The organism is Bdellovibrio sp. HCB337 (assembly GCF_047302465.1).
In the GTDB taxonomy this organism is placed as follows: Bacteria; Bdellovibrionota; Bdellovibrionia; order Bdellovibrionales; family Bdellovibrionaceae; genus JACMRP01.
Genome location: NZ_CP178621.1, coordinates 2802865 through 2824742 on the forward strand (window position 1 = coordinate 2802865; position 21878 = coordinate 2824742).

At 45.2% G+C, this 21878-nt stretch carries 29 protein-coding genes and 1 tRNA gene; 11 read left to right on the forward strand and 19 right to left on the reverse strand.

Annotation, left to right across the window (positions count from 1 at the left end):
- Positions 1-7: 7 nt before the first annotated feature.
- Positions 8-83: transfer RNA gene (locus tag ACLWBB_RS13470), tRNA-Lys, on the reverse strand.
- Between the two features lie 334 nt (positions 84-417).
- On the opposite strand from ACLWBB_RS13470, the gene ACLWBB_RS13475 reads away from it, so the two are divergent.
- Positions 418-786, forward strand: coding sequence for an ASCH domain-containing protein (locus tag ACLWBB_RS13475; RefSeq protein WP_413288053.1), 369 nt, complete (start codon positions 418-420; stop codon positions 784-786).
- Positions 787-806: 20 nt separating this feature from the next.
- On the opposite strand, the gene ACLWBB_RS13480 is transcribed toward ACLWBB_RS13475, so the two are convergent.
- Both ACLWBB_RS13480 and ACLWBB_RS13485 read right to left on the reverse strand, forming a co-directional pair.
- Positions 807-1415, reverse strand: coding sequence for a GNAT family N-acetyltransferase (locus ACLWBB_RS13480; protein WP_413288054.1), 609 nt, complete (start codon positions 1413-1415; stop codon positions 807-809).
- Positions 1416-1545: 130 nt separating this feature from the next.
- Entirely contained in the window at positions 1546-2184 is a 639-nt protein-coding gene (locus tag ACLWBB_RS13485) for a helix-turn-helix transcriptional regulator (RefSeq protein ID WP_413288055.1), read from the reverse strand.
- 101 nt (positions 2185-2285) lie between these two features.
- Here ACLWBB_RS13485 and ACLWBB_RS13490 point away from each other — a divergent pair, with 101 nt between their 5' ends.
- The 3 genes from ACLWBB_RS13490 (at position 2286) to ACLWBB_RS13500 (ending at position 4134) form a co-directional block, all read left to right on the forward strand.
- Positions 2286-2816 (forward strand): hypothetical protein, encoded by a 531-nt coding sequence (locus tag ACLWBB_RS13490; RefSeq protein ID WP_413288056.1) that lies wholly within the window; start codon positions 2286-2288, stop codon positions 2814-2816.
- A 103-nt stretch (positions 2817-2919) separates the two neighbouring features.
- Positions 2920-3303, forward strand: coding sequence for a hypothetical protein (locus tag ACLWBB_RS13495; protein ID WP_413288057.1), 384 nt, complete (start codon positions 2920-2922; stop codon positions 3301-3303).
- A gap of 18 nt (positions 3304-3321) precedes the next feature.
- Positions 3322-4134 (forward strand): class I SAM-dependent methyltransferase, encoded by an 813-nt coding sequence (locus ACLWBB_RS13500; protein WP_413288058.1) that lies wholly within the window; start codon positions 3322-3324, stop codon positions 4132-4134.
- On the opposite strand, the gene ACLWBB_RS13505 is transcribed toward ACLWBB_RS13500, so the two are convergent.
- The 5 genes from ACLWBB_RS13505 to ACLWBB_RS13525 all read right to left on the reverse strand — a co-directional run bounded on the left by ACLWBB_RS13505 (position 4131) and on the right by ACLWBB_RS13525 (position 8701).
- Entirely contained in the window at positions 4131-4787 is a 657-nt protein-coding gene (locus ACLWBB_RS13505) for a DUF6629 family protein (RefSeq protein WP_413288059.1), read from the reverse strand. The genes ACLWBB_RS13500 and ACLWBB_RS13505 overlap by 4 nt on opposite strands.
- A gap of 114 nt (positions 4788-4901) precedes the next feature.
- Entirely contained in the window at positions 4902-5993 is a 1092-nt protein-coding gene (locus tag ACLWBB_RS13510; protein WP_413288061.1) for a hypothetical protein, read from the reverse strand.
- A 202-nt stretch (positions 5994-6195) separates the two neighbouring features.
- The gene (locus ACLWBB_RS13515; RefSeq protein WP_413288062.1) at positions 6196-6852 is read right to left on the reverse strand and encodes a hypothetical protein; all 657 of its coding nucleotides are present in this window, start codon (positions 6850-6852) and stop codon (positions 6196-6198) included.
- 119 nt (positions 6853-6971) lie between these two features.
- A complete protein-coding gene (locus ACLWBB_RS13520) occupies positions 6972-8135 on the reverse strand; it encodes a serine hydrolase domain-containing protein (protein WP_413288063.1) in 1164 nt (387 codons plus the stop codon).
- The gene (locus ACLWBB_RS13525; RefSeq protein WP_413288064.1) at positions 8132-8701 is read right to left on the reverse strand and encodes a helix-turn-helix domain-containing protein; all 570 of its coding nucleotides are present in this window, start codon (positions 8699-8701) and stop codon (positions 8132-8134) included. The genes ACLWBB_RS13520 and ACLWBB_RS13525 overlap by 4 nt, the downstream gene beginning before the upstream one ends.
- 142 nt (positions 8702-8843) lie before the next feature.
- Here ACLWBB_RS13525 and ACLWBB_RS13530 point away from each other — a divergent pair, with 142 nt between their 5' ends.
- On the forward strand, positions 8844-9209 hold the full coding sequence (locus ACLWBB_RS13530; RefSeq protein WP_413288065.1) for an ArsR/SmtB family transcription factor: 366 nt from the start codon (positions 8844-8846) through the stop codon (positions 9207-9209).
- Positions 9193-10146, forward strand: a complete 954-nt coding sequence (locus tag ACLWBB_RS13535; RefSeq protein WP_413288066.1) for an SRPBCC family protein — start codon at positions 9193-9195, stop codon at positions 10144-10146. Before ACLWBB_RS13530 ends, ACLWBB_RS13535 begins: the two co-directional genes overlap by 17 nt.
- A 54-nt stretch (positions 10147-10200) precedes the next feature.
- Here ACLWBB_RS13535 and ACLWBB_RS13540 read toward each other — a convergent pair whose 3' ends face one another.
- The 5 genes from ACLWBB_RS13540 to ACLWBB_RS13560 all read right to left on the reverse strand — a co-directional run bounded on the left by ACLWBB_RS13540 (position 10201) and on the right by ACLWBB_RS13560 (position 13487).
- Positions 10201-11454 (reverse strand): OprO/OprP family phosphate-selective porin, encoded by a 1254-nt coding sequence (locus ACLWBB_RS13540; RefSeq protein WP_413288067.1) that lies wholly within the window; start codon positions 11452-11454, stop codon positions 10201-10203.
- A complete protein-coding gene (locus tag ACLWBB_RS13545; RefSeq protein WP_413288068.1) occupies positions 11447-11938 on the reverse strand; it encodes a VOC family protein in 492 nt (163 codons plus the stop codon). Before ACLWBB_RS13545 ends, ACLWBB_RS13540 begins: the two co-directional genes overlap by 8 nt.
- 17 nt (positions 11939-11955) lie before the next feature.
- Positions 11956-12168: a hypothetical protein gene (locus ACLWBB_RS13550; RefSeq protein ID WP_413288069.1), complete on the reverse strand. Its 213-nt coding sequence runs from the start codon at positions 12166-12168 to the stop codon at positions 11956-11958.
- Between the two features lie 145 nt (positions 12169-12313).
- Positions 12314-12985, reverse strand: a complete 672-nt coding sequence (locus ACLWBB_RS13555; protein WP_413288070.1) for an isochorismatase family protein — start codon at positions 12983-12985, stop codon at positions 12314-12316.
- A 91-nt stretch (positions 12986-13076) separates the two neighbouring features.
- Complete coding sequence (locus tag ACLWBB_RS13560; protein ID WP_413288071.1) at positions 13077-13487, reverse strand: hypothetical protein; 411 nt, start codon at positions 13485-13487, stop codon at positions 13077-13079.
- A gap of 81 nt (positions 13488-13568) precedes the next feature.
- On the opposite strand from ACLWBB_RS13560, the gene ACLWBB_RS13565 reads away from it, so the two are divergent.
- Positions 13569-13916: a DUF3291 domain-containing protein gene (locus ACLWBB_RS13565; RefSeq protein ID WP_413288072.1), complete on the forward strand. Its 348-nt coding sequence runs from the start codon at positions 13569-13571 to the stop codon at positions 13914-13916.
- On the opposite strand, the gene ACLWBB_RS13570 is transcribed toward ACLWBB_RS13565, so the two are convergent.
- Entirely contained in the window at positions 13913-14434 is a 522-nt protein-coding gene (locus ACLWBB_RS13570) for a flagellar protein FlaR (protein WP_413288073.1), read from the reverse strand. The two genes, ACLWBB_RS13565 and ACLWBB_RS13570, sit on opposite strands and share 4 nt — an antisense overlap.
- A 54-nt stretch (positions 14435-14488) precedes the next feature.
- On the opposite strand from ACLWBB_RS13570, the gene ACLWBB_RS13575 reads away from it, so the two are divergent.
- From ACLWBB_RS13575 to ACLWBB_RS13585, 3 genes are all read left to right on the forward strand, one after another.
- A complete protein-coding gene (locus ACLWBB_RS13575) occupies positions 14489-15604 on the forward strand; it encodes a DNA alkylation repair protein (RefSeq protein ID WP_413288074.1) in 1116 nt (371 codons plus the stop codon).
- 137 nt (positions 15605-15741) lie between these two features.
- On the forward strand, positions 15742-16056 hold the full coding sequence (locus ACLWBB_RS13580) for a hypothetical protein (protein ID WP_413288075.1): 315 nt from the start codon (positions 15742-15744) through the stop codon (positions 16054-16056).
- A gap of 71 nt (positions 16057-16127) precedes the next feature.
- Complete coding sequence (locus ACLWBB_RS13585) at positions 16128-16730, forward strand: LA_2272 family surface repeat-containing protein (RefSeq protein ID WP_413288076.1); 603 nt, start codon at positions 16128-16130, stop codon at positions 16728-16730.
- Between the two features lie 80 nt (positions 16731-16810).
- Here the strand turns inward: ACLWBB_RS13585 and ACLWBB_RS13590 are convergent, their stop codons facing one another.
- The gene (locus ACLWBB_RS13590; RefSeq protein WP_413288077.1) at positions 16811-17152 is read right to left on the reverse strand and encodes a hypothetical protein; all 342 of its coding nucleotides are present in this window, start codon (positions 17150-17152) and stop codon (positions 16811-16813) included.
- Positions 17153-17475: 323 nt separating this feature from the next.
- Between ACLWBB_RS13590 and ACLWBB_RS13595 the strand changes: the two genes are divergently transcribed.
- Positions 17476-18861, forward strand: a complete 1386-nt coding sequence (locus ACLWBB_RS13595; RefSeq protein WP_413288078.1) for a TolC family protein — start codon at positions 17476-17478, stop codon at positions 18859-18861.
- Between the two features lie 44 nt (positions 18862-18905).
- Here ACLWBB_RS13595 and ACLWBB_RS13600 read toward each other — a convergent pair whose 3' ends face one another.
- From ACLWBB_RS13600 to ACLWBB_RS13615, 4 genes are all read right to left on the reverse strand, one after another.
- Positions 18906-19364, reverse strand: a complete 459-nt coding sequence (locus tag ACLWBB_RS13600; protein ID WP_413288079.1) for a hypothetical protein — start codon at positions 19362-19364, stop codon at positions 18906-18908.
- Positions 19365-19373: 9 nt separating this feature from the next.
- On the reverse strand, positions 19374-20096 hold the full coding sequence (locus ACLWBB_RS13605) for a CHAD domain-containing protein (RefSeq protein ID WP_413288080.1): 723 nt from the start codon (positions 20094-20096) through the stop codon (positions 19374-19376).
- Between the two features lies 1 nt (position 20097).
- The gene (locus ACLWBB_RS13610) at positions 20098-20862 is read right to left on the reverse strand and encodes a polyphosphate kinase 2 family protein (RefSeq protein ID WP_413288081.1); all 765 of its coding nucleotides are present in this window, start codon (positions 20860-20862) and stop codon (positions 20098-20100) included.
- A 65-nt stretch (positions 20863-20927) separates the two neighbouring features.
- Positions 20928-21860 (reverse strand): universal stress protein, encoded by a 933-nt coding sequence (locus tag ACLWBB_RS13615; RefSeq protein ID WP_413288082.1) that lies wholly within the window; start codon positions 21858-21860, stop codon positions 20928-20930.
- Positions 21861-21878 lie beyond the last annotated feature (18 nt).

Genomic DNA, 21878 nt, shown 5'->3' on the forward strand with positions numbered 1-21878 from the left:
AAAAAAATGGTGGCTCGCGATGGATTCGAACCATCGACCCCTTCATTAAAAGTGAAGTGCTCTACCAGCTGAGCTAGCGAACCACGTGGGTAACAGGTTTGCTAATCTCTTAGAAACTGCTCTTTATGTCAACCCGAATTATTGAAGAAAAATAAAAATATTCAGGAAATTTTCCAGAACGGAGTCGTCAGAGATAGAAATGCCTAATAAGTTAGCTAAGCTTGCTTAATTATTGAGCTTTAGCAAACAAGGGAGACTTCAATACTGCTGCAAAAATGGCCGAAGGCAACTATCAGAGGACCGACAGGCACAACAACCTGAGCATCCACTACGAGTGGCTACCGTACAGAAATTTCCTCTTTATTTCTCATAATATCCAAGATAAGCCCCAATATCTAATCGAACTAAGGTCCGCCTATGAAATACAAAACACTCTCTATAGTCCATCCAAGCGGCACCAAGATCGCTAGAGGAGAAAAAACAATCGAAGTGCGTTCATGGCAACCACCTGCAGACTTCATTGGTGACCTCTTAATCGTTGAAAATAAGAAGTTCCTCCGCAACGAGGGAGACATCGATCCTGAAGGGATCCCTGTAGCGCTCGTGAAAATTAAAAAAGTCAGAGTGTATGAAGAGTCGGACATCCCTGCAGCCTGCGCTTCAAGGTGGGAACCAGGATATTTTTCTTGGGAACTCACAGATGTTCGACCACTGCATAGCTCAGCACAAGTTCTTGCAGCTCGAGGCATCTACGAAATCGAGTTAGACCTTAAGTCTTCCGTTTAATACAAAACCGACAGGATGACTCAAGCTTGCGACGACGGCTTACGTTCCATGAAATAATTCATAAGCCCCAAAACCTCGGTTTGATTGATCACGCGATAACCGAACTTCTCGTAAATGGGAACATTCTCCGGGCGATCAGTTTCTAAATATCCCATCAGCTTGCGACGATCTAGATCCTCGCAATGCGCGCGAAGCAAGGCACTCCCTACTCCTTTACCTTGGACTTTCGGATCAACACCGATCGGACCAAAGTGGCTATGCTTCAGCTTAGGATCGTGCGCAGACCAAGCGGAAAGCCACTTCATGATTCTAAGTGAGGATTTCAATCCTAGGTCTCGAATCATTGCAGGCGCCAACTTCAACTTGTCCAATGCCGGCGGTTGGCATTTTTCAGAGTCCACCCAGTGGGCCATACCGACGATCTCGCCACCAATCTTTGCGACATATCGGCTCCCATTCATCGTTTGAAGTCCAATCCTGAAAAACGCACGATTTCGTTCAATGCTAGAACTTTCGAGCGCGGCCCGATTTATCGGATTGGTCGCATAGGCGCGCGCAAGAATATCCAACACTTCCTCCGCCATCTCCGGTGTCATCAATTCGATACTGCAGTTTTCTTTTTCAGACATAGTTGGGTTAACCTCGCTTCATCAATATTGAGGTCTCCTAAAATTCCCGTCCACTTTTAAATTCAGTCACAGAGCGCCAATTTATAGTTTTTTAGTTGGAGCCCGAGGTATCTACGAAATCAGTTAGACCTTAGGTCTTCCGTTTAATACAAAATCTGCAAGTCGATCCGCCGCGAGCAATACAGCTTTCGAGCTTTACATTCATACCGCCGGAAGCTTTTTCGATAAATCGAATATCAAAGCGACAAAGTTCCGGATGGGCTTTGGCGACAGAGTGATAAACACAATTGGTTGCTTCAATAATCGCACCTTTTCTGAGGTCGCTTTGCTTGAGTGTCGCACGATACCCCAGCTCGTTAAGTGCCTTTGCGATTTCACCCATCATCTCGGCTGAAGTCTCTGCGTTTTCGAAACGCGACTTCATGCTTTCCGATACTTTATCTGCAAGACGCTCCATCATTTTCGTCGTCTTCTGCGAGCCCATTTCTTCTGACAACAGTTCAAGGATGATATTCGAAAGCCACGAGTATTGTCGCGGGAAGGTTTCGTTGCCTTTTTCTGACAGCATGTAATAGCGACGAGGTCGCCCCACACTCCCCTTTTGGTCCTGATAAGTCAGAAGACCAAGGCCATCAATTTTGATCAAATGTTCTTTCGCCGCTGTTTTCGTAATCTGAAGATATTCCGCCAACTCATCCAATGTGGCGCCATCATGATGGTCGAGAAGGTACTCTAGAATCTTTTTTTGATTTTCATGCAGCCCGATCATAAGAGCCTCCCGCCTATTTAAACAATTTAAACAGTCTTTACCATTTTAATAGAGAACGCGAAAATAAGCAAAAGAATGAAATTTCCAAACCAGGAGGACTTATGGAAACCACAATCAAATCAGCAACGCTACCAAAGAATCAGATTGATACTGACTCACGCCCGCTCTTATCGGGCATTATCACCGGGCAAATCGCCGGCCTTATTATGGCTGTGGTTGTCATGTTAGTATTTGCACTCTTCTTAGGAAAGAGCCCCCTATACCCTGTGCAGGTCATTGGCTCTATGTTATTTGGCGAAACCGCGCTGCCGGATTTTCACCTTGGAGCTCTGCTTGCCGGACTTGTGTTGCATCAAGCGGGCCCGTCTCTGCTTTGGGGCGTGATCTATGGCATTCTTGCTAAGAAATTCTCACCGCAAACAACATCCTCAGCGCTCTTACTTGGACTCGCCGTTGGCGTGATTTCAATGGTCGGGCCGTATGTGCTGATTCCGACTCTTATGAACGCTCTGCATGGTGTTGATATTTGGAATCGCGAAGTTCCAATGCTTTGGGATTGGGCGGCTCATATCGTCTTTGGAGCTTCTTTCGCCCTCTATCCAAAAGTCGCACAGAAACTTAACGCGCAGTAATCCTTATCTTTGAAAAATGCCACGATGTTTCTCCCACAACAGGAGAAACATCGTTGTTTTCAACAGCAGCCATTTGTGCCACGATTAATTTTCGGAGGCACCCATGGCAGCTAAAAAAGTACTTGCGATCGGCTTTGATCCTAACCTACTCGATTTTTCTTCTCCAGAGTTAGCTCCTATGCAACTCAATGCCGAAAAGGTAATGATGGGTCTTAATGCCGATCAAGACCGCTTAAAAAAACTGGGTTATGATTCGGACCTATGCCTTGTGGATCTCGGCGAAACTGCAGAGAAAACTGTTTCAAATATTTTAAACGCAAAAAAATATGACTGCGTGCTTATTGGTGCTGGAGTCAGAACAAATCCAAAATTTTTTCTTCTATTTGAAAAATTAATTAATGTCGTCCATGCGGAAGCTCCTCAAGCTAAGATCTGTTTCAACACAAAGCCAGCTGACACCGCAGAATCCATTCAGCGGTGGGTTTAAAGGGAACGGAACTAAGTCATGGATTCAATTGCAAAGACATCACTACTTACAGCCGCCATGCGCGCCGTTGAAACAAATCGCACCGAAGAACAAGGCCGTTTATTCGTAGATCCTTATGCTGAGCTTTTAGCCGGAGACGAAGGCAAAGACCTTTTGCAAAAAGCCATCGCTGCTTCTGGTGATCAACCAGCGATTGCGATCCGTACAGCTTACATGGATACAAAAATCAATCAGGCAGTCCAAAACGGCGTCAGACAAATCGTCATGCTCGCAGCTGGTATGGACACGCGTGCGTATCGCTTGCCGTTTCCAGAAGGCACAACCATCTTTGAGTTAGATCGCAAAGAAGTTCTTAATTACAAACAAGACAAGCTCAGCAAAGCTCAACTTCACTGCCAACTTCATAGAATCCCCGTTGATCTTGCGACAGATTGGGTTCCGCATCTTCTGCAAGCAGGCTTCAAAAAAGAAGTACCAACATTGTGGCTTGTTGAGGGACTTCTGATGTACTTGGAAGAATCCCAAGTCATGAGCGTTTTCCAAAAAATCAATTCGCTAGCTTCAACTAAAGACTACATGCTCTTTGATATCCTCACTCAAACGCTGCTAGATGCGCCCTACATGGTCAATCAGTTGCAATTCTTGAAAAGCATCGGAGCGCCTTGGAAGTTCGGCACCAACGAGCCCGAGATGATGATGAAAAGCCTTGGCTGGGACGCAGTTGCTACCCAAGCTGGCGAGTTTGCCCCAACTAGGTGGCCATTCCCAACAGCACCGCGCCATATTCCGAACGTGCCACGCGGGTTTTATATGGAAGCTCGGAAAGTCTAACTGAGCTTTCCTTTTTGCAGCCACAGGACATTGACGGCGATATAAAAACTGATGAGCGCCGCAAAGAAGCACCAGACCGAGGTTTCAGTCTCGCGATTAATAGCTTTTGCAAGAAGCATACTTCCGAATACTAAGTAGCCCGCTATTTTTATGGTTCTTAAGCTCGAAATAAAAAATGGCACTACCGTCGCCGTAAAATACAACAAAGCCTCTATGTTTGCGGGCCAGCTACGCTGAAAGCCTGGAAAGGCATAGGCCAAGCTGTGACCAGCGATGTAGGCTTTAACATTGATACTGTAGAGCACCGACGCCACCAAGATTGAAACACCAACGCCTGTCACTCCGATCACTTTCAGAATCCGTTTTCGGTTTGTGTTGGTTTCAATGGGATAGAAAGACCATGGCAGCCACGTCGGCCAAATCACCAGCGCAAACGTCAGGAACATGAAGACTCCTAGGTCACGCAATGAGTTCGCGGACTCGTGCCCCATGCTCTGCCATACGATGCCTTCGGCGACCTGCTGCAGACCAAACAGAAAGGGAATCGCAGCAACCATCCGCTGTTGTTTTGAGTTATTCTTAAAAGTTGTTACGGCCCCCGTTGCCATCAAAACCGCTGCAGAACCGTAGCTCACGCTCGCCGAGTAACACATGGTGGTCCCCCTCTAGAAAGGACTACCATGGAAATTTTGAATACAATGTCTTGTTTAAAAGAAAAAACCCCAAGAATTTCTTCTTGGGGTTCTTGAGTTTTCTAATTTTGGTTCTTATTTCTTAGGTTCTACGCCCACGTTTTTCAAATGCTGTGGATGCTCGTAGTACATCATGAAATCTTCAGGATCTTGTGGGTTGATGTGTGCAAGCTCTGTCACCATGTGACCGCCAGCCTCAGGAGCAGATGCATCGAAAACGTCCAAGAAGACACCGATACGACCTGTCATTTCCTTATCACTCGCCGTCTTTACTTTGTTCGCAGAAGTTAGAATGTACATTTTAGGAATTGGCTCTGTCGTAAGATATTCACCTTCGATCGCAGCAGACTTCGGATTTGTGAAGTACTTAGCTTTCGTAGTATTTGTCTTGATGAACTTATGTCTTTTTTGTCCGTTCACTGAATACAACTCAAGAACGCCGTCTGTGAAACGACCATACTCTGAAAGGTAAGAACCTTCGAGGTCATTCCAGTTACCGCGCCAAGAAGAACCCAAGTGAGCTTTTTTATAGATCACAGCTGCCAACTTGTATTGGCTGATATTTAAAACATCGACCAAGTTTTTCAAAGAACCCATTTGCTCATCAGATTCGCTTGGGAACGAGATCGGTCCTTCAGGATTTCCAGAGATCGTTGCTCCTGCCAATGGATTGCTCTCTTTATTTGCAGGATCCAAGATCAAGTGCATGGATGGTGCTAATACCGGAACGATTTGACCATTGCGTACTTCCAAGTTGTGCATTTGGTAAGTACCACTTTTTTGACTTGGAATAAGTTTATAGGCAGAGATACGAGTCGCAATCTTATCCAAGTAACCGATCACTTTATTCAAAGCCGGGGCTTTTTGTGCAGCGATGTAAGGAAGTCCCATGTTTAACAATTGATCGTATTCTACAAGTACTGCGTGGTAGCTGTTAGACTCCCCCTGAACGCGATCAAGATAAATACGCATCGCTGGGCGACGAAGACCTGTCGTGCGATTCGAGTAAAGACCTTCACCTAAAAAAGTTCCAGTAAGGTCACTCGTTGCCGATGGCGTACGAGCACTTTGTTCTTGGGCTGTACCTGCGGCAACCTGTGAAGAGTTATGACTAGTTACACAGGACACAAGAAAAATAGCCGCGGCAATAATAGAAACAAATTTCAAGCGAGACTCCTTTGAGTAGTTTCTTTCTACTCTTCTACTGTAAATAATAAAGATGATTCCTAAGAGTCCTGTAGAGAAGGATCTAGACCAAAGGCCTTACTCAAAATAAAAGGAGCGTTCCGACTACGACACTGTGTCTGAACGCTCCTGTCATTGCTAAACCCTTGAATTTACGAACCTAGGACCGAAGTATAGCTTTCTACTACATTTTGAATATCGGAATGCCGTCAAACATCAAGCCGATCACAAAGTAGGAACCCGTAAGGTCGATCTTAGTGACGTTCGCGTTGATATTGCCTGAAGTCTTAAGGTCCTTCGCAAGATTGCTCTCGTAACCACCTTCAAAGAAGACAAAGTATTTTTTGAAACCAAATGAAGCGGAAGCACCCGCTGCGTACGTAGGGATTGTGCTTTGCTCAAGCTTACCGTCTTGGGAAGCAGTTTTGATCGAGTAGCTTAAGTTGTTCACGCCGATGCCCGCAAAAACATCCAAGTGAACAAAGTCATTTTTATAGAAAGGAACGCGTGCAACACCTAAAAACGAGCTTTGAGTAGCTTTCGCTAGATAGTCGGTGTTTGGATCCGGCGTCTCTTCGTCATTGCTGATCAAGTTGTAGGTATAACGAAGACCCAAATTCAGATATTCAAAAGTTGGGAATGTGATCTCGACACCAAACTTATTGTTCAGTTCAACGTTCTTAATACCTTGAGTGGTAAGCTCGGTATTGAGTTCTTTAGGATCCGCTTGTGTTGATCCTAAGAACAATCGTCCTTGGCCCATATCGCTTTTTGCAAAAACTGACTGAGCGGTAAAAGTTAATAAAACACCCAACACAAGTTGTGACGTGAACTTCTGCATCTGACTCCCCTATAAAAAGATATAAGAAGAGTGTAGGAGAAAGATTTTTCCCAGACAATATCGACGCGCCCTACATCTAGCTATCGAACGTTCTATCTTTGTAAAAATCTAAACAAAAATTACTCCAGGTCAGCCACCAGTTTCAAAATCTGTGCGGCTGCTTGGTCGGCCTTCTCATGACCCGCATTGGTGTTGATTGTATAAATACGACGACGGTTTGGAGCAATCGCAACAATTGCAAAGTTATAGGTATTGCTTCCTGCCATCGCAAAAGCTGGTCCCTTTGCCCAAGGTCGATCATAGCGACCCATTGAACTAAAGGTCGTCATTTCATTTCCGTCGTTACTTAGCAGCTTGTCGTAAGTGGCTTGGGTCAAGAATCCCGAGCGAACTCCTTCATTGTCGATAAAGAGTTTTGAAAACTTGTGCCAATCACGAACACCACAATGCACGGTCCCCGCCGGCCCCAAAGCCGGAGGGTTGTCTGCCTGAAGCCCCGGAGGCAAAGCAACCAGACGATTGTTTTCTAAAATATGTGACCAGGGTTGTTTCGCAGATTTTAAATCTTCACTACCTGCGGGGCCGAACCCACAAGAGTTCATGGCGAATCTTTGGAACAATTCTTTTTGTATCACTTGTTCCCAGCTTTCACCCCGCTTTTGCTCGACGATCCATCCTAAAACGATATAGCCAGTATTACTGTACTCGAACTTAGAACCGGGTTGAAATCTTACCGGAATTTTTAAAGCAGACTTTACCAACTTTTCTCGTGCAACTTGTGGAGTCATCTTATCTGTATAAGACTCGCCCCAAATTTTTCCATTTTCAGGATCAGTGATCACTGCCAACCCCGACTTATGGGAAAGCAATTGTTCGACTGTAATTCCACGTACCGAAGGGTCTAACTGATAATTTTTAGGCGCAATCTCAGACAAAGTTGTCTGCCAAGTAATAATCTTGGCGTCCACCAATCGCCCAATCAAAAATGCCGTCATAGGCTTTGTGCACGACCCAATATGCCATTGATCATTTGAGGTCACAGTTTCTGGTCGCCCCTCGGCTCTGATGCCATTTGTATATTCAAAAACGGTTTTCTCGCCTTCAGTGACCAAGACTTGCAGACCTGGCATTGACGATGTAGTTTGAATTGTTTTTATTTTATTTTCTAATTCGCTCATTTGCGGTTCTCTCTTTTTACTTTCTGTCGACGAGCCCGAAGCACATGCTCCTGCAAGAAGCATCAACAATGCACCCAAAGTATTTTTTAATTCTCGTGGACTCATTTCGATTTCTCTTTTCTTTTCGTAATATGAATTTTCTTAAGCGGTCCATAATCCACCGAGTGCGGATAAAGGCTGAGGTTAAGGGCATAAGTGTCGCCCTCATCCTTGGACTTCTCGGCGAACTTTTTCACCAAAGCCTGTAGTTCCTTTGCAAACTCATTAAAGGTATCCTCATCTAGTCGCGCTCTTTGAATCAGCCCTAGAACTTTTTCCGAATCGTCGGTTTTTATGTTCGGAATCGAAGCCGCCAAATCGTTTTTCAAAAACGATAACACCTTGGCATTGGCCCCGTTAGCCTCTTGCTGAATTTCAAAAGCACGTGCTACTGCCACATAGTAACGTTCAATCACTTTGCCAATATCACGCTCTTCATGAACAACAATAAGACCCGCATCTTGAAGTTTGCGAAAATGATGAGTCAAATTTGCCGGATGAACCTTGAGCTCTTGAGCCACCTTCGTAATTGTCAGCGGCTGCTGTGCCAGCATCCCTAAGATCTTGCTTCGCAGAGGATGCAAGAACGCCTTACGCTGATTATCGGTAGTTAAAAGCTCGAGTTCCTTCATACCCCATATCATTAGAATATTTTCTAATGATATGCAATGGGTTTTTATAACCATGTAATTTCAACAGGTTACACCCCCATTTGACAGGCGGTTAGTTTCGACCTATACTTAACTAAGTAGTTAATTAACCGAAAGGTAAAATATGCAAGACCATCTCAGCCAAACGTTCGCAGCTCTTGCCGACCCTACTCGACGAGCCATGCTTGCTCATCTCTCTAAAGGTGAAGCTAATGTTTCGGATCTTGCCAAACCGTTTCTGAAAGACATGAGTCTTCCGGCGATCACGAAACATCTTAAAGTTTTAGAGAAAGCGGGACTCGTTACAAAAACAAAAGAAGCCCAATGGCGCCCTTGCAAACTCAATGCGGACGGACTCAAAGACGTCGCGGATTGGATGGAGCAATACCGTGTCTTCTGGGAAGAGAGTTTTGATCGCCTCGATGCTTACTTAAAAACTATGACTGCAAAGAAAGAACCGAAAGGAAAGAAACATGGCCGCAAAAAATAAACCCAACGAAATCTATATTGAACGAATCTACGACGCCCCTGTAAAAATGGTGTGGGATGCGTGGACCGATCCAAAACAAGTGGCTCAGTGGTGGGGCCCCCGCGGCTTTACTCTGACCACTCATAGCAAAGACCTTCGCGTCGGAGGCCATTGGCACTACACTATGCATGGTCCCGATGGTACAGACTGGGTGAACAAAACCAAATACCATGAGGTCGAAAAGTACGCGCGCTTGGTTTATGATCATGGTGGCAACGATGAGCAAGCACCGCTCTTTCGTGTCACCGTGAACTTCTCGGAAACCAAAGGCAAAACCAAAATGGACATGACTATGGCGTTGGCAACTGCCGAGGCCGCTGCAGAAACCCGCAAGTTTATCAAAAAAGCTGGTGGCGATTCGACTTGGGACCGTCTTGCGGAATACCTTGGCAAAGAAACCGAGAACAAAGAGCAGTTTGTCATTAACCGCAGCTTCGACGCCCCTATCAGCCTTATGTATGAAATGTGGACAAATCCAAAACATTTCTCTCAGTGGCTGGCACCGACAGGATTTAACATGGAGTTTATCCGTGCTGACATCAAGCCTGGCGGAAACTCATTCTATTTTATGACGAATGGACAAATGAAAATGTATGGACGCGCACATTACCTAGAAATGGATAAACCTCATCGCGTGAAATACACCCAACAGTTCTGCGATGAAAAAGAAAATATGGCACGCCACCCGATGGCTCCTACGTGGCCAGCAACGATGCTGACGACTGTGAATCTCACAGAAGAAGGACCGAACAGAACCCGCGTGACAATAACTTGGGAAACATACGGAGCAACAACTCCGGAAGAGCTCGATACTTTCATCAAAGCAAAAGCCGGCATGACTCAAGGCTGGACAGGTTCGTTCGACAAGCTCGACGACTACTTGGCAAAGCAAGGTTAGCTTTTTCTCAGGGCCCGAAGCAAAAACTTCGGGCTTTGTCTTTACGATTGTGGTTTACAGTGTGAACTGAAACCGAGTTTGGAAGTATTGCGTGTTGCCACGTAGGTCAAAACGATCGAGTTCACTGTAACCGTAGACAAACTCAAGACGCACAAACTCCGACAGATACCAGTTAAACATCGGAGTGATACGCCAGAATCGTCCGCCCTGAATGAGTTTTGAATCGAGATCCGAATAGGAATAGCGAAGCACAAACTCTAATGCCCCGTATCCTCCTGCAAAAGCCGAACGCGAAGGAACGACGGCATTGAAATAACCGCGCTCGTTATAAGGATGTTTTTCGCCCGTAAATAAATAGGACATAAAAACTTCGCCACCATGAAAAAGTGGATTTTGCGTTTCGGCGGAGGTTACCTGATTCCAGTAATACTCACTACCGAACATTAAAGATCCCGGCTGATAGTAAACTTCTAAGCCCAACATATCAGAGGCCTTACCAGGAAATTTACCGGTGTCGATCGCATAAGTATTTGCCGAATATGATTCTGGTTTAGATCTGTATTGAAAATTTCCCTGCAGAGCGACCCCATGACGAAGCCCCATCGCCAAATGAAGTACGCTAGGGCTATCCGTGTTTTTAAGTGGCAACCATACAGCTTTCGCGGTTACCTGGTGATCATTCTTTGCATAGCTCTGCACTTTCGGAGTCATCACATTGGTAAAAACACCCGCGCTGTATACAAGTTTTTTTCCAAAACCGAACCCCGTCCACTTAAGACCATCTGCAAGAATCGGCAAGAAAGCATCATTCGCAGTGGAACGCTCATTGGTCCATCCAAAATACCCCACCATGATTTTACTGGTTGAAAAGGTTTCTTTGGTACGACCAATGAAGAAATCTCCATTGTGCTCAGGTACATTGATCATGATTCCCGTCTGACGAAAACGCCACTCTTCGGTGTTTCCGTCATACATATACCCCAAAGAGTATGACAATCGGGGCGCATGCTTGAAGCGCCCTTTCAAAATGAAACGCAAATCGCGTAGATACGCCTTGGGCTCTAAATCCATTTGCTGACGACTCTCTTCGTCTTGCATGTAGGTTGCTGTATCAACCAGGAATCCGTAACCAAAACGCATAGTGAGAAAGTCGTTCTCGAACTCATTCCAAGGACGACCTTCTAGTTTTGGCGTGACCTCATCAGCCTCGGCGGCGGTCGCAAGATCTGTCATATCTTCGGTTTCAGCACTGAATGCATGCGATGCCATCAACACCAAGAACGCGCTAATAATTCCTAACCTAAACATCGTTGTACGCCCGCTCAAGCTCCGCAATATCAAGCTTCTTCATCTTAAGCATCGCTGTCATGACTTTCTCGGCCCTTACCGGGTCTACTTTGTCTGACACCATTTTTTCAAGAATACTCGGCACAACTTGCCACGAAACTCCGAATTTATCCTTCACCCAGCCGCAAGGTTCGGACTCTCCACCCTCGCCAGAGAGTTTTCTCCACAAAGCATCGACTTCTTCTTGCGTTTCACAGTTCACTAGCAAAGAAATCGCATGAGTAAACTGAAACTCTGGGCCGCCATTAAGCGCAATAAAATCTTGTCCTTCCAGTTGAAAGTGAATCGTCATCACCGATCCTTGGGGCATACCCGAAACTTCAGCTCCCGCCGCTCCATAGTGGGCCGTTTGCAGAACTTTCGAGTTCTTGAAAATGGACGTATAGAATTTTACTGCCTCTTCGGCATTTTTATTAAACCATAGATGTGGTGTGATCTTTTGCATGCATACGCTCCAATAAGTTAAACATTTCCTGGATTGATGTCTTCGTCGTCTTCTTCTTCATCGATATCCATATCTGGTCTGCGAGTATCATCGTCCATACCGCCGACGAAACTGGTGTCTTTTTCATTCTCTTTGTTTTTTTGAGTCGGCTTCTGATCCGCAGGTTTTGGCTGAGGTTTTTGCGTTCCCTTACTATTGGTTGTCTCTTGAGTTCCTGTTTTAGTTCCCATAGTGTCCTCCTGAGAAAATTATATCAGCCGCAATCAGTACAAAGGCTGACAAGCAACAAGCTTCGCTTCATAAAACTGTCCTTCTTTTTTACTGACAGAGAAACTGCCGAATTTTATTGTGATCCGGCAGTCCACTCATAAATATTTAGTGGCGAGGATGTGGTGGTTCTTCACTGTAAGGTGTTTGCGACCGAGGATTGCTTGAGTCCACCGACGCCGACAGCCGCGCCTTCTCGGACCAATGAGAGACCAAGATTTCGCGTCCTTTAACCGCAAGTGGCGCTTTCCAATCACGGAACCACTCTGCAATCATCGCGGTCGTTGTATTTGGAATTGCACCCGCGTGAACCATTCTTGAAATCGCGACATCATGTTCTACTTTAGATTCTCCACCGACAGCGTCTACGACGATGCAAACTTCATAATCGGCTCTGAGGGCTTCAATGACAGGATACGCCAAACAAATTTCAGTCCAAAGCGCGCAAAACACTAAACGTGTTTTTTCAGTCGCTTTGACAGCTTTCAAGAACGCATGATCTTCCCATGCATTCATAGAGCTACGATCAATTTCAGTAACACCTGGAAGTTCTCTGCGCAGGCGTTCAATCGTGGGACCATTGACTCCCATTTTTACACCCACGGTGCTCAAAATGACTGGAATATCAAATGCCACTGCTGCTTTTGTAAGATTGCATACATTCAGTTCTACAAGTGCAGGATCCGAAGAGCGAAGTTTGCGAAACATTTCTTCTTGGTAGTCGATCAGAATAAGGGCACAGTCACTGGCGTCCCAGATGGCTCTTTTACTTTCAAACATAAAAACTCCTTTGCCAATCTATGTTGGTTTCAAGTTTTTATTCTTACAGAAAATGGATTAAGACCCAGTGAAAGTTTGAGGACAAGAATTTCTAAAGAAGCCCACGTTTCTTAAAAACAGCGTAACCTTTTTTAAGCAGGCGATCGACTTCGGGGCCAACCTCTTCCGTGGATTTAAAGTAAAAACAAGATTTTCCCTTAAGTCTTTTCTGCATAGCTTCGGAAAAATCGTCCATAAAGCCTTTTTCGATATAAGGGGCCATAAAATAGAAGCCGACGTAGGTTCTTTGCAAAATCAGTCCGACAAAATACGGGTCTTTCTTTTTAGTCGTTTTGCCCGTGCGTTCTGAAGTCACTTCATAATCTGCAGTACTGCACAACTCATAGCGATGAGGCTTGTCCAAGAGGACTTTCATTTTTTTCTGATAAGGCTTTATTTTCTTTTTGAGAGCTAAAAAGGTTTTATCAAGCTCATCCTGCTTCGAGATTTTTTTCTTCGCCATTGTCTAGCCCTTCTTTTGCCGCCTTTGACAATTACCATAACATATCCAATGCTGAGGATACAAACTTGGAGACAAGCAACCATGACTATCACCGTGACTTCGCTGCGCCTCAGAAGCCTCTGGGGATTTTTTAAACTCTCTTGGATGGGATTTAACATCACCCTTCAAGCGCGAAAGCAAAAAGGTTTTCGCAAAATGAAAAACACGGGCTTTGGCTATCTTCATTATACAGCTAGCGCGTGGGAATCCCCTGCTGACGCAAAAGCGTTTGCTCACTCTGGATATCATTTACATGCCATGAAGCAATCTAGCAGCATTGCAACCGAAATCAGAATCTATACTTTTGAGGGTGACCAGCTTCCAAGCTGGAGTGAGACAAAAAAAATTCTCGAGGAAAAAGGTCGCGTGTTCTCTTACAACAAGGCCTAAAGCGAAAGGCCTTGTTGCGAAAGAGTCTTCCATTCTGAAAGACTGCGCACAATAATCATTTTGTTTTTCAAATTATCCCTGGCGAATATCCTGAGAAGCTCAGGACGCATCTTAGTGTGCATCTGCCACAACGTTTTATAAAGCTTAACGGTATGCTCCCAGGTCAATTCGCTACAGTCCTCCGGCAACTCTTCCCGGCGACTCCATAGGTTGCTCACTTGCCGCTTGCTACACCACCAGTAATGACGCCAGATCGGAAAATCCACAAAAACGACTCGGTCTGCAGCCTGAAAACGTTTTTCAATCAGATCCAAAGGCCCATAACCATCAATAATCCAGCTGTCTTGGCTGGTAACCTGAAGAAGCGCCTTGCGAGTTTCATCTAAAGGGCGAATCTTCATTCCTGGCAAAAACTGAATGCTATCGACATGGGTCAAAGGCAAAGAATGCACGCGAGAAAGCGCTCGGCTTAAGCGACTCTTACCCCCGGCAATATTCCCCACCACAGCTATTTTCATGATTTGACTAGAACCCATGCTTAGTAGTTATATCAGCCCCAACGAGGCTCGAGTATGAAAAAAGAAGAAAATCCGAACGCTTTTAAATTCTGGATCAACAAAGATTTACTGCAAAGAATGGCAGAATCCCTCAAAAGTGCTGATCCTAAATTTGATCATAAAACATTTGTGGCTCTCGCCCCGAAGTTGGATCCTTTAGAGTTAAAACCCCGCGTGCAATTGGTTCGAGATCAATTGCGTGCGCAGCTTCCCCAAGATTTTAAACAAGCGGTCAATACTCTGCTTAAATCCTTGAAGCCTGGTAAAATCAAAGGCTTTGATCTGTGGCCTTATACCGAGTTTGTACAGACTTATGGTTTGGATCATCCTGAGCTTTCTCTGAAGGCGCTTTTTGAACTCACGCAACTCTTCACCAGCGAGTTTGCGGTTAGACCCTTTATTAAAAAACATCCCGAGCAAACAATGGCATTTCTCTTAAAATGCAGCACCGACAAAAATGTGCACGTGCGCCGTTGGGCCTCTGAAGGCTCGCGTCCTCGCTTGCCTTGGGGTGAACGCCTGGATACCTTCGTGAAGAATCCAAAACCGGCTTTGCCAATTTTAGAAAACTTAAAACACGACGAAGAACTTTACGTCAGAAAAAGTGTCGCCAATCACTTAAATGATATCGCAAAAGACAATCCCGAGGTTTTGCTAAGCCTATTAAAGAAGTGGCAAAAGTCCGCCGGCAAAGCTCATCAAGAAAAAGTCGAATGGATTACCCACCGGGCACTTCGCACGTTGATCAAAGACGGGAACCCGAAGGCCTTGGAACTTATTGGCGCAGACCACAAAGTGAAGGTCAAAGTCAGCGGTCTGAAGCTGCAAAAGCAGGCTTTTAAGATGAATGAGAAAATCGAATTTGAATTTAAGCTGCAATCACAGGCGAAAAAACCGCAAAAGCTGATCGTGGACTATGTCGTTCATCATGTGAAGGCGAATAAAGAAACGGCCCCAAAAGTGTTTAAACTCAAATCCGTGACGATGAAACCTGGGGAAACCATCAGTATCCATAAGCGTCATCACCTCAAACCCATTACAACACGCAAGTACTACTCGGGTGTGCACATTATCGAAATCCAAGTGAACGGCCGTATCTACGCCGCTTCCAAGTGGAATTTACAAGTTTAGGTTCCAAATAGAACCCTAACAAAGTCTTAACTTTTATATGGAACACTTTCGGGTATATTGCGCTTGAAATCGACCCCAAACCCCAAGGCAGGCTCTCCCCCCAATTTTGAGCCTGTCTAAATTTTAAGGAGATCCGCATGAAATCATTCGTGACGACTTTGGCTTTCTTCATGGCATTCACAGTTAACGCAAAAGCAGCTGACTGCGTGAGCGTTGATGGCGTTGTTATCCCAGACGGTGCTAGCGCTAAATTCTACTACACTGCAAATCCTAGCAAAGACATGGGTCCTAGCTACACTTGCGGTGGCACTTCTCGTGTAAGAACTTGCACGAACGGTCAACTTTCAAACAACGTTCCTGAGTGCAGCCAATATGACTCTGGTGGTTGTGTGGACTACTGGATGGATCGTCTTGCAGATTCTGATTTTTCTTTCGCTGTTTGCGCAGACTAAGATCTAGAAAACCTGCCACTTAAGTCTAGGGCTTACTATGTTTTTATGCTGTTCCTGCCTACAATGGACGCATGAGAAAATATGTAAGCCTTTTTATTTTTGTAGCAGGTCTCTTCCACTTTAACGCAGCCCAAGCGGCTCTCTCCCCGGTATCAGTGGCGATTGTGCCACCGATTCAGTTTCCTCCGAGTGATTTCTCAGTCACTGGTGTTCGTGCCAGTGTTCTTTGGGGTAAGCATCGCGACGTATACGGCCTAGACGTCGGTGTGCTTGGCAATATCACCGATCAGACTTTTACAGGGATCGGCGTATCAGGGATTTTCAATAACACTCGCGGCGAAACCAATATCCTTGGCCTGCAGCTTGCGGGTCTAGCCAACATCAACAATAACAAAACCAGCGTCTATGGTTTTCAAATCACAGCGGGTGTGAACTACCAATCGGCAGCTTCGACGGTCAGCGGTTTGCAGCTGGCATTGCTTGCGAACATTGCCCCATTCACCGACATCTATGGTTTCCAAATTGGTCTCTATAACCGCGCGAAAGAAGTTTATGGATTTCAGATTGGTCTTGTAAACGTGGCTGACAATCTTCACGGCATTCAAATCGGTCTTATAAATTTCCATCACAAAGGAACGTTTGCGATCTCCCCGATTATCAACGTCGGCTTTTAAAATTTAATAACAATAAAAAACAAAAAGGGCGCTGTTAAGGCGCCCTTTTTATTTTGAAGCTTACCGAACCGAACTAACAACTACTGGCACTCAACGTTGAACCAAGAACTATCATCTTTACCGATATAAAGTGTCCCGCCGATGATATTACCACCACCAATTTTGCCATAAAACGAAGACGAACGCTGAGTCTCTCTGCTCACTACATTCACAACGCCATAACCACGGTTCACGGCAACAAAGCCGGTCGCGTAAGCGCTGTCAAAGGTAGTAAATGCATGAGCCACGGCGGGGTCATAGACGTGTTGAACTTTGGTTTCGCGAGTTTGAGCTCCGCCTTCTTTAATAGTGCAATTCATAGTGTCGGCATGAGCTTGAGAAAGGCCGGCAGTTAACGCCAAAAGAGCAATGATGGATTTCATAGGTGTCCTCCTAAAGACTAAGCTCGAAATCCTATTCCATATAGGTCCCCTGTCCATCTGTTTTTTACCCATTTTTAACAGATGAAAATAGCTTGAGAATGACCCGAATCGGGCTGCGGGAGGTCGGTTCAAAATGCCACCAAAACGGGCTTTTCCCCCTCATTTCTCGCAAACAAACGTTTGTCCGGTCTACGCAGCGTCCAAGGCAAAGGCGTTTGTGACTTGAAAAGTTTACCCTTTTCGAGGAATGATGTCCCCGCAGCATCGTGATTGGCATATAAGTTCTTGTTCCAACTCAAACGATGCCGGTCAGAGGATCATTTATGAAATTACTGAAGATTGTAGTATTGAGTATCGCCCTAATTTGCTCGCAAACATTCGCAGCAACTCCCGCTCCCACAATGCCTACCTACAGCGGTGACTCTTTTGTTTTGAATCAAAACTCTTTGCAATCTCAATTGCTAAGAAACAACCTTGAACTTTTGCAAGCACTCTACGCAGTTCATGATGCCAAAGATCAGGTAAACATCGCACGCGCCAACCTGCTTCCTTCTTTGAATCTTGGTGGCCTACTGAGCTTTAGTGGTGGCGGTTTTGTTCTTGCCTCTATCGACTTTTTGGTTCCCTTCTTGGTGCCTTCAAACTGGTACAACTTCTATACCGAGAAAAATCTTTTCGAAGCAGAAAAGATCTCTTACAACGCGATCCAATTGAACGTGTATAGCTCTGCGGTGTCTTTGTACTTCACAATGGTTGCTGACCGTCAGATTCAAGAAATTTACCAACGTCAATATCATGATCTTCAAGACGTTTTTGAATACCAAAAACAACGCAGCTCTGTGGGTCTTGTTCCAGTTTCTGATCTTTTACAAACTCAAGCTCAAGCACAAATGGCGGGCGTGAAAGCATCTCAGTTGGCAGAGCTGAACAAACAAGAGATCGCCGCGATTCGCAAATTCTTGTCTCTGCCTTTGGAAGTGAACATCCGTCTTGAGCCAGGTGACATTGCAAACTCTCCATTCGAGTTTGAACCACTTCAAGTCAGCATCCAAAAGGCCAACACTGTTTCTTTGGAAAGAGCGCAAATTCAATACTTGGTAAAAGCTGCTACTTTGCAAAAGTGGTCTAAAGTATTTAGCTTCATCAATGGCGCTTCTGTCGGTAGCCGTGCTGTTGGAACTTCAAATGCAGGATTTAAAGACATGCAAGCTAACGGCAGCATGAACTTTGGTTTTGCTCAGTTCCCGACTTACGAGTTGAATGAGCGCCGTATTGCTTCTATCAAATTGCAAGACCTGCAATTGCAACAAGAGAACACTCGTATCATCGAATCGACGGTTGGCAGCCTTCAAGAGGCTCGCCGCCAGTTGGATCTTGCTAATCAAGCAGAACTGCAAATGTCTGAAGTTTACGAGATTCGTCGCCAAGATTACGAACAGGGCAATGGAACTTTGATTGATGTTTTGCAAGCTCGCGACCAAATGGTTGTCGCTTCTGTTGCGAAGATCAAAGCACAGCTTGATGTGAACCTACAAAGAACTGTCCTTCACCGTACTCTTCTGACTGCACAATTTGGAACGATCAAAGGTTGCGCGCCAACGCGCACTCCACCTGAAGAGCCAGGAAAGTTTCAAAAATGGAAAGAAAAAATCGGCGGTAAAAAGACTGAGAGCCACGCAACTCTCGATGAAATCTGCCGAGGCAAATAGTAGAGGCCGAAACGAAAAAGACCGGGAAACCCCGGTCTTTTTTTTTATTTCTGCTCTTTCACAACATGCCAGCCATCGCTTTTTGTCAGACGGACTTTATAGACATGCAAACTGCGGGTCTCGGTCATCTCTAGGTTCTGCAAAGTCATCTTGAGCGCGTCAGGCACATTGAAGTTTCGTTCCTTCGCAGGGTCTAACTTCCCCATGATTTCAATCATTGCTGTACGTGCCTTTGCCGGTACCGCCAGCGCCTGAACAACCGCCAAGGCTGAGTTCCCTTGCATATCTAACTTTTGAACTTCAAAGTCTGATCTCTCTGTAAACACACGCACTGCTGTCGTTTGAATATGTGGCTTGCCCGTGATGTTCTTAGCCATTTCTTCGCGGACTTCCGCTTGGAATTGTGCTTTAGCCTCTTCAATTGCTAAAGCTTTAACTTCACTTTCCTCGGAGGTACAAGCAAGCACGCCCACCATCATCAGTGCAAATAGGTATTTCTTCATACTAAAAGCTTAGCGAAGCGACTCCAGCACATCAAGGCTTGATCGTAAAGCTGGACGAATTTGCTTTTTAGCCTTTTTCCGCTCTCGCTTTTCGTCTCTTTTGACAGACTTAGGAGTGTCAAAATACTCGCACAGAATCAAAAGATCATGGCTTTTTCCTAAGTGGTCCTGAAGTTCTTCCAACTTCTCTGTCGGCAGATCCAAAGCTTCAAAAGCATAACGTATTTTTTTGGTGGCGATACGAAGCTCGTGCATTTCGTGCACATTGAGTTTTTTATGGGACAGCCAGTGCTTAAGGTTCTTGCGCATTTTCTGAAGACTTGTCTTCTTTACTTGGATTTTTTTACTCTTCAAGCTTCGATCCAACGCTTGCAAAGACTTTGGCAATTTTTGAACATCCGAATTCATTATTGCGTCCTTCAAAAGAATTCCCGCCGTCGCTTGTTTTTTTCGAAGTCGTTCTTCTTTTAAGTGATATTTTTTGGCTCCCTTTAAAGCTACGTCCCATTGCCGACGCCCCCCAAGGGATTGTCTGAGAAGTTTTAACGAAGAGCTGACATCTGGCGAAATTTTATAACCACTCTCATCTAAGAGACTCAGAACAGCCCGTAACCTACGAGTACTGATCCGCAACTGATGGACTCCTTCAGTACTCAATTGATGTGTTTGAGTTTTCAAATGCCGGTTAAAGATTTTGATCTGATCACTCAGGTGTTCTTCCAATAGCTCCATACTATTTTAACGATTCCTTTTCTAGGCCAAGCTCTTCAAGCGCCATCTCGAGACTCAAATCCACGGCTTTCTGAATCTTTCGGGTCATCCAGTCACGATTTGTTTTCAGTGATTTAACAATAACGTTTAAGGATTCGACTCGGGCATAGTCTTTGTCATTGGCGGGAATTAAATGCCACGGTGAATTTTTAAAAGAGGTTTTTTCAAGCATAAGATCTGTCGCACGCACATAGTCTTGCCATTGCGCGCGAGCTTTCACATCGTCTTCAGAAATTTTCCATTGTTTGTAGGGGTCCCGCAGCCGATCTTCAAAGCGTTTTAGCTGCTCCTTCTTATCAATAGCCAAAAATATTTTTACTAGATCAATGCCATCGGCAAGAAGCATCTCTTCGAACTGGCAAATCTCTTCATAGGCTTCTTGAATACGATCTTTCGGTGCAAGTCCACACACCTTTTCCACGAGCACGCGCCCATACCAAGACCTATCAAAAATCGCAATCGTTCCTGGTGCTGGAAGCTTCGTCCAAAAGCGGTACAAATAGTGTTTTCCATGCTCAATTTTTTCGGGCGCGCCTATGGGGTGCACCTGATACCCCCGAGGATCTAGTGGTTCCGTGATGCGACGAATGGCACCGCCCTTTCCGGCAGCATCGAAGCCTTCAAAGACGATGATGGCGCGTTTTTTCTGGTGCCATATCCCCTGCTGGATTCTTAATATCTGAAGCTGCAGATCTTTGATCTGCGTATCTGCTCGGCCATTTTTCATAGTTGGAAAGTTTTTTTTCTTCAAAAGTTTTGAAAGAGACTCTTTTCCTGCCACTAAGCCCCCAGTTAATGAGAATGAACAACGACGACAGGAATCTCTGCCTGTAATATTGTTTCTCTGGCCGAGCTTCCTAGAAATGCTCTTGTAAGTGCGTTTCTACGGCTATGAGTGCCCATCACGACCATACAATAGTTATTGGCAGATTCCTCAAGCAGCGCTTCGGAAATACTTTTGTTTTGTTGGGCAATGACATACTCGCAGTTACCAAGTGTCCTACGGAAAAGACGCTTCTTCTTTTCCAAGAGACTTTCGGCGTCTCGGGTCATCTTCTGAAAAACACGTTCCATATCAAAACTTGCAAAACCAGATATGATACTGGCGTCGTGAACTTTTTTAATGTAGTCAAAAACCGAGTGAAACAAAACTAACTCGGCATTTAATCGTGCTGCGAGCGATAAACCGTATTGTTCTGCCGGACGGCTGGATCTGCTTAAATCTGTCGGGACTAAAATGCGTCGAGGACGGTGTTTTTTAAAACTGAAGAACTTCTTTTGCGAATAGGGCCCGAGTACCATAACTGGGCGCTCTGATTTTAAAATCACCTCTTCGGCAACACTGCCCTCTAAAAACCTTTCAAGCCCACGATGCCCTTGAGTACCCATAATCACCATCTCGGGCCGTGGCCAACTGTGAATGGCTTTAAGAATTTCTTCAGCCGGCGCCCCATATTTAAGAACCGGACGCGCTTTCACCGAGAGCTCTTTGGCAAGCTCTTCCAGAGCCACCTCATGGTCGTGGTGCCAAGCAGAAATATCTTTTTCGTTGTGGATCTTTTTTTGTGGGAATGTTTTTAAGTCTTCTGCAAAAAATAGCTGCAGATCTTCTTGTAAGAGCTTCGAGACATCTTGGGCGACATTGCGGACTGTACGTCCGCGCTGACGCCCTTCTTCGGTGTAATTTTCAAGATCCTCAGCCACGAGTATCGATCGCGGGATCATAAAATCTCCTTCAACTGT